We start from the raw sequence: 12,731 nt of genomic DNA on the forward strand, positions 1-12,731 counted from the left end.
TCCATCGATTGTATGAGATTTACATTTGTCTGTCAATGAATACTTGTTCCTGCAACCTCTTTAATCCGTCCTTGATTGTACGCGCTCGCACCTCTCCAATTCCGTCCACTTCATCCAATTCATCGATAGTAGCCGACATAATACTTGGCAGATCCTCGAAGCGATCTACCAAATTGCGAATAATCACGTTAGGCAGACGCGGGATTTTGTTCAGAATACGATAACCTCTTGGCAAGATTTCCTCTTCTGAAGCAGCTGCTGAGGACGGATATCCAAGAATTCGAATAATATGATGAATATCCAGAAGCTCATCGTCCGTCAAGCGTTTCAGCGACAGGATGATCTCTCGAATTTTGTCTTCGCTATACTCACGGGCGTAATCCGAATAGAGCAGCCAAGCTTCCTCCTCGATGTTACTAACCAGTTCATCCATCTGCATGCTGATTAGACGTCCTTCGTTACCCAGCTCATTGATGTAGCGTTTTATCTCTTTCTTGATACGCAGAACCATCTCTACCCGCTGAATGACGTTTACGACTTCAGGGATCGTAACCAGTTCTTCAAATTCAGAAGCAGAGAGATTGGTTAAGGACTGATTTAGAACGACTCCGTACCTCTCTAGCGTTTGAATAGCCTGGTTTGCTTTTGTCAAAATAACACCGATTTCCTTTAATGCATAACGCAGGGATCCTTGATACAAGGTAATAATATTTCGACGCTGAGAAATAGAAACAACCAATTTACCTGTCTGTTTCGCAACCCGCTCAGCAGTCCGGTGCCTAATCCCCGTCTCGGAAGACGAAATAGAGGAATCGGGAATAAGCTGAGTATTGGCATATAAAATCCGCTTGAGGTCTTCGCTTAATATAATGGCCCCATCCATCTTCGCTAACTCATACAAATAGTTCGGCGAGAAATCGCAATTGATGGAGAATCCACCGTCCACAACCTCCATTACTTCTGGGCTGTAACCGACGACGAGCAGCGCACCGGTCTTAGCCCGCAGCACATTCTCAAGCCCGTCGCGGAAAGGCGTCCCCGGCGCCACAAGCTTCAGAAGATCATTCATTTTGTCCAGTTGGCTCGTTTCTTTCACTTTAGTATGCCCCCTAATCTAACGCAACCGCTAGTGCATCTGCCACGGTATTGACTCCAATAATTTGTATGCCCTTCGGATGTTTCCAGCCCTTAAGGCTTTTCTCCGGCATAATAACCCTTTTAAAACCAAGCTTCTCAGCCTCTTTTACCCGTTGCTCGGCTCTTGAAACGGCACGAACTTCCCCGGTTAACCCAACCTCACCAAATATAACATCATAAGGCTTGGTTGCCATATCCCGAAAACTTGATGCAATACTTACTGCAATTGCTAAGTCCACCGCAGGTTCATCGAGTTTAACACCGCCGGCAACATTCAAGTAAGCATCCTGATTTTGCAGGAACATCCCCATGCGTTTCTCAAGTACAGCAATGATTAAATTCATTCGGTGATGGTCAACCCCGGTGCCCATTCTTCGCGGTGATGGGAAATGAGTAGAAGAGATGAGCGCCTGAAGCTCCACCAGTACAGGACGAGTGCCTTCCATGCTTGCAACAACCGTTGAGCCAGCTACACCGAGCGGACGTTCAGACAAAAATAGCTCAGAGGGATTACCCACTTCACGCAGCCCTTCTTCTCCCATTTCAAAGATGCCGATTTCGTTCGTCGATCCAAAACGATTCTTCACCGCACGAAGGAGTCGATACGTATGGTGCCTCTCCCCTTCGAAATACAAAACACAGTCCACCATATGCTCAAGCAATCTCGGACCGGCTATAGCTCCTTCCTTGGTCACATGCCCCACTAACACGGTAGCGATCCCTTTCACTTTAGCCAGACGCATAAACCGCGTCGTACATTCACGCACTTGAGCCACACTACCAGGAGCACTGGACACATCTGGCTGATACACCGTCTGGATAGAGTCAATTACTACAAACTGAGGCTGTACATTCTCAATCGCTTCCTCAATCGTTTCCAGATTCGTTTCACACAGAACGAACAACTCAGAGGACAATGCACCGAGGCGATCCGCTCGCAACTTCGTCTGGCGGACTGATTCTTCTCCGGAAATATACAATACACGAAGTCCGTTTCTCGCCAATTGGTTGGACGTTTGTAGTAATAAAGTCGATTTCCCAATTCCCGGATCGCCGCCGACCAGTACAAGTGATCCCGGTACAAGGCCACCACCAAGCACACGATTTAATTCTGCGATACCGGTCTCAATTCTCGGCTCCTTACCACTTTCTATATTTATGATCGAAACGGGTTTTTCTTTACTATGAAAAAGAGGAGAATTCATCCCTTGTGTCTTGATTACCGTCTCTGTTTCTTCCACCATTGAATTCCAGGCTTGACAGCCCGGACATTTCCCATACCATTTTGGGGATTCATATCCGCAATCGGTACAAAAGAATTTTGTTTTTGTTTTTGCCATGACCTCTCCTTATATAATGCGCATCCTGTGCCTAGATTCGTCAAAACTCTGCAAAATCAGGCATTAATCAAAGTTTACCATTTATTATAATTCATCGTAAAGAACATTCAAAAAGTTTACCTTTATTAAAAAAGAAACCCCGCCGGTTACAGACCAGCGGGGCACTTTAAAGACCGTTTAATTATTCAGATTTGGTTGTGGCAGATTGCTCCGTCCGAGTGACGGTCAACTCACCATTCACCTCGTCGATACGCAATTCATCGCCCTTCTTGATGTTGCCTTTTAGAAGTTCTTCAGACAAGCGGTCTTCAATATGCTTCTGGATGGCTCTGCGCAATGGACGGGCTCCAAATGCTGGGTCATAACCTTCCTTCGCAAGGAATGCCTTCGCTTTATCTGTTAATTCGAATTCCACTTCGAATTCACGCAGACGCTTGCGGAGCTCGTCGGACATCAACGTAACAATCTCTGCAATGTGCTTTTCTTCGAGGGAGTGGAATACGATGATTTCATCGATCCGGTTGAGGAATTCAGGACGGAAGCTCTTCTTCAGTTCATCCATCACTTTATCCTTCATGTTGTTGTAATCTCTTCCTGCATCACTAACAGCAGTAAAACCAAGTGTAGAGTTACGCTTAATGGCTTCTGCCCCGACATTGGAAGTCAGAATGATCAATGTGTTACGGAAATCAACAACACGGCCTTTGGAGTCAGTCAGACGTCCATCCTCCAACACTTGAAGTAAGATGTTGAACACTTCTGGGTGAGCCTTCTCAATCTCATCGAGAAGAACAACAGAGTAAGGCTTGCGGCGAACCTTCTCAGTAAGTTGACCACCCTCATCGTAACCAACATATCCAGGAGGCGCTCCAACGAGGCGGGACGTGGAGTGTTTCTCCATGTATTCAGACATATCGATCCGAACCACGGCATTCTCGTCACCGAACATTGCCTCAGCTAGTGCTCTAGCCAACTCCGTTTTACCTACACCGGTAGGTCCAAGGAAAATAAAGGAGCCCATCGGACGTTTCGGATCTTTAAGTCCGGCACGTGCCCGGCGAACAGCTCGGCTTACAGCCTTAACCGCTTCTTCCTGACCAATAACACGGCTATGAAGCAGCTCTTCCATGTTCAACAGACGCTCGGTTTCTTCCTCTTTCAGTTTATTTACAGGAATACCAGTCCAGTTGGCAACCACGTCTGCAATGTCTTCCGGAGTAACCTCGGAATCCGTACGACCTTGCTTCTCTTTCCACTGGTTCTTCGTAATTTCAAGTTCTTCCCGCAGTTTCTGCTCGGTATCACGGAGCGCAGCTGCTTTCTCAAACTCTTGACTCTGCACAGCAGCGTCTTTCTCTTTACGGATATCTTCCAGATGTGCCTCTTGATCCTTCAGATTTGGTGGAATCGTATACGTATGCAGACGTACCTTAGAGCCTGCTTCGTCAATCAAATCGATCGCTTTGTCCGGCAAGAAACGATCTGTAATGTACCGATCAGACAATTTTACAGCCTGTTCAATCGCTTCATCCGTAATTTTCACCCGATGGTGAGCTTCATAACGATCACGCAATCCATAAAGAATCTGAATCGCTTCTTCTGGCGAAGGTTGATCTACAGTAATCGGCTGGAAACGACGCTCAAGCGCAGCATCCTTCTCGATATACTTACGATACTCATCCAGCGTGGTAGCTCCGATACATTGCAGTTCTCCCCGGGCTAGAGAAGGCTTCAAGATATTTGAAGCATCGATAGCTCCTTCAGCACCGCCGGCACCAATCAATGTATGCAACTCGTCAATGAATAGGATGATGTTACCGGCTTGACGGATTTCATCCATGATCTTCTTCAGACGATCTTCAAACTCACCTCTGTACTTCGTACCTGCAACCACCGAACCCATATCTAGTGTCATAACCCGTTTGTCGCGAAGCGTTTCTGGAATTTCATTGTTAATGATTTTCTGAGCGAGACCTTCTGCAATTGCCGTTTTACCTACACCTGGCTCACCGATCAAAACAGGATTGTTCTTCGTACGGCGGCTGAGAACCTGGATAACACGCTCGATTTCTTTACTCCGGCCAATAACCGGATCTAGGTTACCATCTTTAGCAATAGCCGTGAGATCACGTGCTAAACTATCCAGCGTTGGTGTGCTAACATTTTGCGGTTGCCCATGATGACTTGATACCGCCTCACTGCTGCCAAGCAATTGAAGTACTTGCTGCCGAGCCTTGTTCAGGCTAATTCCAAGATTGTTCAGCACTCTAGCTGCAACACCTTCGCCTTCACGAATAAGACCGAGCAAAATATGTTCTGTACCAACATAAGTGTGACCGAGCTTACGAGCTTCATCCATTGAAAGCTCAATCACTTTCTTAGCTCTTGGTGTATATGCGATATTTGTCGGCTGTTCTTGACCACGGCCGATCAATGTTTCTACTTCATCCTGTATTTTCTCAAGGCCCAAACCGAGGCCAATCAGCGCTTTAGCGGCAATGCCATCTCCTTCACGGATGAGTCCCAGCAGGATATGTTCTGTGCCTATGTTGTTGTGCCCCAAACGCACAGCTTCTTCTTGAGCCAATGCAAGCACTTTTTGCGCACGTTCCGTAAATCTGCCAAACATCATAGTATTGCACCTCCACGAATGATTGTTTTTATAACTTTAAAATTATGCATAACCGTGCAATATATAGATGAGATATATCATAACAATCTATATATCGTTGATTGTAAACTGCATTTTCAATTTTTGCAAAATTTCCATCTATAACATAATTATCGTTCTTTACCAAGCGTTTCCCGGATCAGTCTTGCCCGGTATACATCACGCTCACTTTGATTCATCGTTTCACCAAATCGTTTTTGAAGAAAACCAGGCTGTGTCATCACATTAAGCTCGTTCATCACAGAACTTGGTGGTCCTGACAAAAGACCCAGATCAACGCCAAGCCGTACATCCGACAGTCGCTGTGCTGCTTCTTTCGATTCCATCACCTCAGCATAAGATAATATGCCGTATGATCGCATGACACGATCCGTAATCCGCAGCTTTGACTCGCTGAGTAGCCGCTCACGAGCATTCTTCTCATGTTCTATGATTTGCAGTGCAACACTGTGCAGGTTCTCTATAATTTCGGACTCCGTCTGTCCTAGCGTAATTTGGTTAGATATCTGAAACAGATTACCTACAGCCTCGCTGCCTTCGCCATATATACCTCTTACTGTGAGTCCTACCTGAGAGACAGCGGACAAAATCCGATTGATCTGCTGGGTCATCACAAGTGCAGGCAGATGCATCATGACGGAAGCGCGGAGCCCTGTACCAACATTCGTTGGACAACTCGTAAGATAACCTCTCTTGTCATCAAATGCATAATCGACCTGCTCTTCAAACAAATCATCCAAGGTGGTAGCTCTTTCCCAAGCCTCATGCACTTGAAAACCGGGATACAGGCACTGGATTCGGAGGTGATCCTCTTCATTGATCATAATGCTTACCGATTCATCCTCATTAAGCATCACCGCACCGTTTCTCGATTCATTCACCAGACTCGGGCTGATCAAATGTTTCTCCACCAGTACTCTTTTATCCAATTCTTCAATGTCATCTAATCGAATGGTATGAAAAGGACCGAGTGGTTTTAAAGATTCCTGATCCTTTAAAACACCTGTCAGGCGCTCAAGCACTTCTCCCGACTGCTCATTTGTAGCAAGCATTGGAAAAGGAAGATGCTGCAAGTTGCGCGCCACCCGAACCCGGGTACTGATGACTATATCAGAATCCTGACCGTTCCCTCGCATCCAATCGCTTAACGCCTGCTCGGTGAACCGCAGATTCGACATCACGCATTCCTCCTACTTTCAGCATTTTACAAAATTCGATTCCAGTGCAACTCTATTCGTCAGCTCCCCAGATTAAGACATGCTCTTCTCAAGTTCTCGAATCTGGTCTCGTATTTCAGCTGCAACTTCAAACTCCTCTTGAAGAATTCGTTGCTGCAGTTCTTTCTTGAGCTCATCAATTTTGCGTTTCACTTGGATCTTACCACCGCTTCGCTTTGGAATTTTACCAACGTGAGTGGTGTTTCCATGAACCCTTTTGAAGAGTGGGTCCAGTCGTTCGGAGAAATATTTATAGCAAGAGCTGCATCCAAACCGGCCAAGTTTGCTGAACTGTGAATAGGTCATCCCGCATTCCTCACAGCGAGGAGCTTGTGGGTTCCTTGAACCCTGAGACTGTCCTTTGCCTGTTGGATCGAGATCAAGCAGACCTGACAAAAGGCTGTGAATAGAAAAACCATTCGACGTTCCGGGGATCAATTCCCCTTTCTCACGGGCACAAGATTCACAGAAGTGAAATTCCGTCTTCTCACCATTCACTATCTTGGTGAAGTGGAGCGTAGCCGGCCGTTTACCACATTCTTGACACACCATGATCATGACCCTCCTTTAACACACTCATTTACCCAACAAAGAAATAAGCATCGCCTTCATAATTCTCGCACGAAGTTCATCTCGATAAGGAAGTTTAACATTTAAGCATTCCCTTGAGATAGCTGCCCGCATCAGGCAGGCTTCACGCTTCGTCAAAAACCGCGATTCCTCGAGCTGGTAAATCAGGCCCTCCGCTACCGTCTGTTCAATTAGGTTACCTATCGAATGATGCAGATGATGGTGAAGTGCTGTATGCTTAGGGAGCTCAATACGCTGTATACGTATATAACCTCCGCCCCCACGCTTACTCTCCACCAGATAACCCTTCTCCAAAGTAAAACGGGTACTGATAACATAATTGATCTGAGAGGGAACACATGAGAATTTCTCTGCCAGATCATTACGCTGGATTTCAACGGTTGCTTCCTTGCTTTCATCCAACATGCTCTTCAAATATTGTTCGATAATATCAGAGATATTACGCATATTCATTCATCCTCCACTGCTTGAAACGTAAAGCCGTATTGATCTTACACGTCCGCACAGAGCCTTACCAATACGTTAGTTTTAACCATCTTGAGCCTTAATTGAATCGTCACTTGCTGACTTTGACTTTCTTTGACTTTAACTTTATTATAGCACATTTTTTTATTTTGCCAAGGGGGGCTACTTTTAAGTCTAACCGTTAAAAAATAAAATTATTCGCCGAATAAGCTTTATATAAGAAACACCAAAATTTAATTGGATAACATCTGATTAAATGCGGCATTAAGGAATTGGATTTATTAATTCGTAAAAGCTATACTGACTATAATAGATTGTCGATTAGTGACGAAAGGAAGACAGCATGAAGATTTTTCGTACAATAATTTGGTTTTTTTACTTTTGGCTCTATTTGCTTATGATGATTCCTGGATTAAGAAAAGCGAATAGACTGCAAAAACAAGGGCTTATTGAAGAGCATGATGCCTACATTTCCAAGCATGTAGGAAGATGGGCACGATCTTTATTAAAAGCTGCAGGAGCCAAAGTTACCGTACATGGGATGGAGAATATACCGCAGAATGCAGCTGTATTCGTATCCAATCATCAAGGAAATTTTGACGTTCCAATCATGTTGGGACATATCGGTAAACCAAAAGCCTTGATGGCTAAAGTCGAGTTATCCAAGCTCCCAATTATTCGAAAGTGGATGAAACATTTACAATGTATCTTCGTTGACCGAAACAACGTTAGACAAGCCATAAACAGTCTCAATGAGGCTGCTAAATTAATAAATAATAATTATTCTGTCATTGTCTTCCCAGAAGGCACTAGAAGCAAAGGTGAACAACTCGGAGAATTCAAGCCGGGCGCATTTCGTATCGCCGCTAAGACTGGGGCACCCATTGTTCCGATTCGAATCCAGGGCTCTTACAAATTGATGGAGGAGAACGGATTTTGGATAAGTCCTGCGGAAGTAACGGTTACTATTCTTCCTCCGATTTCAACTGCTGGGCTAAGTAAAACAGAAATTGCCGCTTTGCCAGAACAAGTGAAAGATCTAATTGCCAATGTATGATATAAAGAGTTGTCCATCTTATATAAAAAGACCCCGCCGTTCCTTGGCGGGGTCTTTTGCATTTATTCCATTACTACACTTCTACCTTGCGGTCGATTAGTTTAACCATAACGTATATCAGTACTCCAGCTAGAAGCACTTCAAATATGATGGGACCTACTGGGACTGAAAGGGCTTCCTGATTAAACGGCGCAGCCGAGCCCCCCTCTTCAATTCTGAGAGAGAAAGTCGCACCTACCCACTTATAATCCGCTACTGCAAGAACTTTATGCTCCACCCATTGGATCACATAAAGGATGAAAAAGAAAATCAGAATCCCGAACCACAAGCCCCACTGTTTGCGTATAACCCGGGCAGCTGTAATGGAGAAAAAGATAATGAGCATGATGAATGTATACTGCCAAATGCTAACGAATGCGCTTAGAATATAATCGGAGACAGTTATTTTAGTCAGATCCAATACTGGCCTAATCTCCAACATCCTCCAAAAGATCCATAAGTGCAGAATAACCAGTATTAGAATAACCAGTGTGCTAATCCATGCCTGTATTAAAGACGATACAATCGTCCATATCGTTCGAACAGCTAGGAGACGGCGGTTATATAACTTAATATTCTGATCAAACGTCCTACATACGATCACCATGAGGATGGCACTCACGGCTCCATATACAAGCATACTAAGAATCAACATAAGTCCCCATTCCCAATCGTTCATGGAACCTACCGACATAATTAATATTTGAGTGATCAGAAGAACGGCCATTAGACCAAGTATTACATTCGAATTTCGTTTCCAGTCGTATTTTAGCAATCTCATCATTCCGCAAACACCTCTTTGAACATTTCATCAATGCTTTTACCGTGTTGTTGACGAATGTTCTCTACTTCCTCATGCATAACCATCTCACCATTCCGAATAAAGATTACCTCATCAAAAATTCGCTCGATGTCCCGTACAAGATGCGTTGAGATGATGATACTGCTGTTCTCATTATAAAACTCCACAATCGCATTAAGAATTTTACCTCGTGCAACCGGATCTACGCCTCCAATCGGTTCATCCAACAAATACACATATGCATTGCGAGAAAGTGCCAATGTCAGCTGAAGTCGTTCATTCATTCCTTTGGATAGCGAATTAATTTTGTCGCTTAAATTCAAGTTCATAAATTTCAACATGTTGTGTGCTTTCTTCACATCAAAATCAGCATAAAAGTCCTGAAAATACTTGATGGCATCAGATACCTTCATCCATGATTCTGTAAGCGGACGATCCGGCATGAAGGAAACCATCGCTTTCGTTTCAAGTCCTACGGGCTTTCCCTTAACAGCAACCGTACCCTTAGAGGGATGAACAAGTCCTGCCGCAATTTTCATCATTGTACTCTTGCCGCTTCCATTCGTCCCGAGTAAGCCGATTATTTTCCCCTCAGAGAGGTTAATGGACACATTATGCAGTGCAATTTTGCTACCATAATTCTTAGATACATCTTTAAACTGTATGAGATGTTCCATTTCCGGGCGCTCCTTTCTATCTTGATTGATCCGTGTCTTCCTTAACAGCCTCAGCCACGATAGACATAATGTCTTGTTCTTTAAAGCCCAGCTCCTGCATACCTCGGATAAAATGTTCAAGCAGCTCGCCGGCCATTTCTTTTTTTATCGTCATGATCTTAGACCCCTCACTCGTCACGTATCTGCCCAATCCGCGCCTCGTCTCAACAATACCTTCGCGTTCCAGCTCCTGAAATGTGCGCTGCACCGTATTGGGGTTAATCTGAAGATCAGCAGCCAGTTCCCGCACCGATGGGATCTTATCTCCCGGCTGCAGACTTCCTCTTACGATTTCTCTTTTAAGATAATTCATAATTTGTAAATAGATCGGCAGATTATTGTCAAATTCAATGCTCACTTTCGGTTATGCTCCTTTCCGCCGCTCTCCTCTAATTCGTTAACTACCATTCGTCAAGCGACATCCCGTTTTTTAAACGTAACAAAGCCTGTGACAAGAAACAAGAGGAGATATACAGCCAGTACGATGGAGGAGAACGTCAACGACATACCAGGAATCATTGAGCCTAAGCCATCGCTATAAATGGATAAATCAACATTGAAGAAAGGCAAATACTTAGCCCAGGCATAACCTGCCAACAATTGTGTAACCAAGCTTTCAATAATAAGCATAAACATCCCAATCCCGATTGCGGGTCCCGTTGATTTCGTTACAATACCAACAGCGAAAGTAAATGTGACGTACATTAGGGTATAGATTAGTCCATATCCTGCTGCTACAAGCACATCCTGCAAATTCGCTGAACCTTCGCCTGTGCCGAACATAATCACCCCTGTAGTAATCCCCACGATAAGGGCAAATGCAGTTAACGAAAGGATGTATAGCAAGATAACGACATACTTCGAGGCTAAAATCGTTGTTCGACTTTGTGCGCGTATTAGAAGCAGCTTAATCGTACCTAAGCTATGTTCCTTGGCAACAGATCCTGCTGTGACAACGATCGCTAGCATTGTTAATATCTGTCCCATACCCTTCGAGGCAACGACCATCTTCGCAAATTCAAATCCTGTACTGCTATCCTCTCCAGCAAATGAATTTAACATATAAGCCACAAACATAATCATCGCTGCTACTAATGCATAAGGAACAAAAAAACTTTTCTTCTTAAACATCTTCAACCATTCATTGGTGACAAGATTTCCAAAGCTACGCAATCCGATTGCCTCCTGTCCATTTCAAAAATTCTTCCTCTAGAGATTGCTTGCTTTCCTCTATTCGATATATTGATACATCTGCATCCCCTAAAATCTTAATTATTTGAGGTATGATTTCTTCTTTCAACTGGAGGATAATCTCACTCCGATTCGTATCAGTACCAATTACTCTAACATCGTTCAGCTGATGTACTGCTTCTAGTGCTGGTTGTGTCTTATTGACACGGAAGCTGATCGTAACCTGATCCGTTTGCACCTCACTGCCAATGGAACGCTCTGTCACAAGCTTACCTTCCTGGATTACAATTACCCTGCTGCACATAAGCTCCATTTCTGATAACAAGTGACTGGATACCAGAATTGCAATTCCTTCTTCTCTCGCTATCAATTTCAAGTAATCCCTCATCTCGCGAATACCGGCTGGATCCAACCCATTAGTTGGCTCATCCAAGATTAAAATGGACGGTTCATGAAGCAGTGCCTGTGCGATACCAAGTCTTTGTCTCATCCCTAACGAGTAGGCCCGAACTTTCTTGTGGATAGCATCCTGCAATCCCACCAACTTAATGACCTCATGAATTCTTGATTCTGTAACTCCTTCGGACATTCGTTGATACTGCTTCAAATTATCGAATCCACTCATGTACGGATAAAACTCAGGATTTTCAATAATTCCTCCAATATGACGTATCGCTTTCACAAATTGGTGTCGAACGCTATGCCCACACACCTTAACATCACCTTTAGACATTTGGATAAGACCGACAATCATCCTTATCGTTGTCGTCTTCCCCGCGCCGTTCGGTCCAAGAAGGCCTACAATTTCGCCTTGATGTATATCAAAAGATAAATTATCCACAATGTTCTTAGCACCGATTGTTTTTGTGATGTGATCTGCACTTAGAACTACCGAATTTGTCTTATCTATACTTACGCTCATCGTTACACCTGCACTTTCTTTGTATTAGTGTTATAGTTGAATAGTACACTAATATTGTGATGGTGTAAAGTTGACTTTAAAACTTCTGACAAGGATTATTCATGAAAAGCTGGGACATTATCTGTGTTATTAAGCTCAGAACACCGATTTATCAAGGTTTTCTCGTTGGTTTAAAGGATATTATAAATAGGTCTGATTTAATAAATACCTTGCAGAAACATAAAAAAGCCATTGCTGAGTAATCAGCAATGGCTTTTATTGTGCTTGGCGACGTCCTACTCTCCCGGGACCCTTCGGTCCAAGTACCATCGGCGCTGGAAGGCTTAACGGTCGTGTTCGGGATGGGTACGCGTGGAACCCTTCCGCTATCGCCACCAAACGGTCAAGTGTTTGATCACTTGAAAACTAGATACGAAACAAACTTTGCGAACTTGCATTTGCTTACGAAGTAGCTTTACTTCGTAAAGCTTGTAGGATAAGCCCTCGACCGATTAGTATTGGTCAGCTCCATGCATTACTGCACTTCCACCTCCAACCTATCTACCTCGTCGTCTTCAAGGGGTCTTACTAATTGGGAAATCTC

At 44.1% G+C, this 12,731-nt stretch carries 12 protein-coding genes and 2 rRNA genes; 1 reads left to right on the top strand and 13 read right to left on the bottom strand.

Annotation, left to right across the window (positions count from 1 at the left end; genetic code table 11):
- Positions 1 to 19: 19 nt before the first annotated feature.
- The 6 genes from disA to ACFQV5_RS04510 form a co-directional block, all read right to left on the bottom strand.
- Positions 20 to 1,096 carry a DNA integrity scanning diadenylate cyclase DisA gene (gene disA, locus ACFQV5_RS04485; protein WP_379244084.1) on the bottom strand — a complete coding sequence of 359 codons (1,077 nt, stop codon included), beginning with the start codon at positions 1,094 to 1,096 and terminating at the stop codon, positions 20 to 22.
- A gap of 13 nt (positions 1,097 to 1,109) precedes the next feature.
- Entirely contained in the window at positions 1,110 to 2,477 is a 1,368-nt protein-coding gene (gene radA, locus ACFQV5_RS04490; protein WP_379244086.1) for a DNA repair protein RadA, read from the bottom strand.
- A 181-nt stretch (positions 2,478 to 2,658) separates the two neighbouring features.
- Positions 2,659 to 5,109: an ATP-dependent protease ATP-binding subunit ClpC gene (gene clpC, locus ACFQV5_RS04495; protein WP_379244089.1), complete on the bottom strand. Its 2,451-nt coding sequence runs from the start codon at positions 5,107 to 5,109 to the stop codon at positions 2,659 to 2,661.
- Between the two features lie 149 nt (positions 5,110 to 5,258).
- Positions 5,259 to 6,326 (bottom strand): protein-arginine kinase McsB, encoded by a 1,068-nt coding sequence (gene mcsB, locus ACFQV5_RS04500; RefSeq protein WP_379244091.1) that lies wholly within the window; start codon positions 6,324 to 6,326, stop codon positions 5,259 to 5,261.
- A gap of 72 nt (positions 6,327 to 6,398) precedes the next feature.
- Complete coding sequence (mcsA, locus tag ACFQV5_RS04505) at positions 6,399 to 6,917, bottom strand: protein-arginine kinase activator protein McsA (RefSeq protein WP_379244093.1); 519 nt, start codon at positions 6,915 to 6,917, stop codon at positions 6,399 to 6,401.
- Between the two features lie 24 nt (positions 6,918 to 6,941).
- Positions 6,942 to 7,403, bottom strand: a complete 462-nt coding sequence (locus ACFQV5_RS04510) for a CtsR family transcriptional regulator (RefSeq protein ID WP_379244095.1) — start codon at positions 7,401 to 7,403, stop codon at positions 6,942 to 6,944.
- A 361-nt stretch (positions 7,404 to 7,764) separates the two neighbouring features.
- Here ACFQV5_RS04510 and ACFQV5_RS04515 point away from each other — a divergent pair, with 361 nt between their 5' ends.
- Positions 7,765 to 8,478, top strand: coding sequence for a lysophospholipid acyltransferase family protein (locus ACFQV5_RS04515; RefSeq protein ID WP_379244097.1), 714 nt, complete (start codon positions 7,765 to 7,767; stop codon positions 8,476 to 8,478).
- Positions 8,479 to 8,551: 73 nt separating this feature from the next.
- Here ACFQV5_RS04515 and ACFQV5_RS04520 read toward each other — a convergent pair whose 3' ends face one another.
- From ACFQV5_RS04520 to ACFQV5_RS04550, 7 genes are all read right to left on the bottom strand, one after another.
- The gene (locus ACFQV5_RS04520) at positions 8,552 to 9,301 is read right to left on the bottom strand and encodes a hypothetical protein (protein ID WP_379244099.1); all 750 of its coding nucleotides are present in this window, start codon (positions 9,299 to 9,301) and stop codon (positions 8,552 to 8,554) included.
- A complete protein-coding gene (locus ACFQV5_RS04525) occupies positions 9,298 to 9,996 on the bottom strand; it encodes an ABC transporter ATP-binding protein (protein ID WP_379244101.1) in 699 nt (232 codons plus the stop codon). Before ACFQV5_RS04525 ends, ACFQV5_RS04520 begins: the two co-directional genes overlap by 4 nt.
- A gap of 16 nt (positions 9,997 to 10,012) precedes the next feature.
- On the bottom strand, positions 10,013 to 10,393 hold the full coding sequence (locus ACFQV5_RS04530) for a GntR family transcriptional regulator (RefSeq protein WP_379244103.1): 381 nt from the start codon (positions 10,391 to 10,393) through the stop codon (positions 10,013 to 10,015).
- Positions 10,394 to 10,446: 53 nt separating this feature from the next.
- A complete protein-coding gene (locus ACFQV5_RS04535; protein WP_379244105.1) occupies positions 10,447 to 11,208 on the bottom strand; it encodes an ABC transporter permease in 762 nt (253 codons plus the stop codon).
- Positions 11,201 to 12,148, bottom strand: a complete 948-nt coding sequence (locus tag ACFQV5_RS04540; RefSeq protein WP_379244107.1) for an ABC transporter ATP-binding protein — start codon at positions 12,146 to 12,148, stop codon at positions 11,201 to 11,203. Before ACFQV5_RS04540 ends, ACFQV5_RS04535 begins: the two co-directional genes overlap by 8 nt.
- Before the next feature lie 262 nt (positions 12,149 to 12,410).
- Positions 12,411 to 12,527, bottom strand: a 5S ribosomal RNA gene (gene rrf, locus ACFQV5_RS04545).
- Positions 12,528 to 12,619: 92 nt separating this feature from the next.
- Positions 12,620 to 12,731, bottom strand: a 23S ribosomal RNA gene (locus ACFQV5_RS04550); the annotation flags it as partial.

It is taken from the genome of Paenibacillus sp. GCM10028914, assembly GCF_042666275.1.
Taxonomy (GTDB): domain Bacteria; phylum Bacillota; class Bacilli; order Paenibacillales; family Paenibacillaceae; genus Paenibacillus_AQ.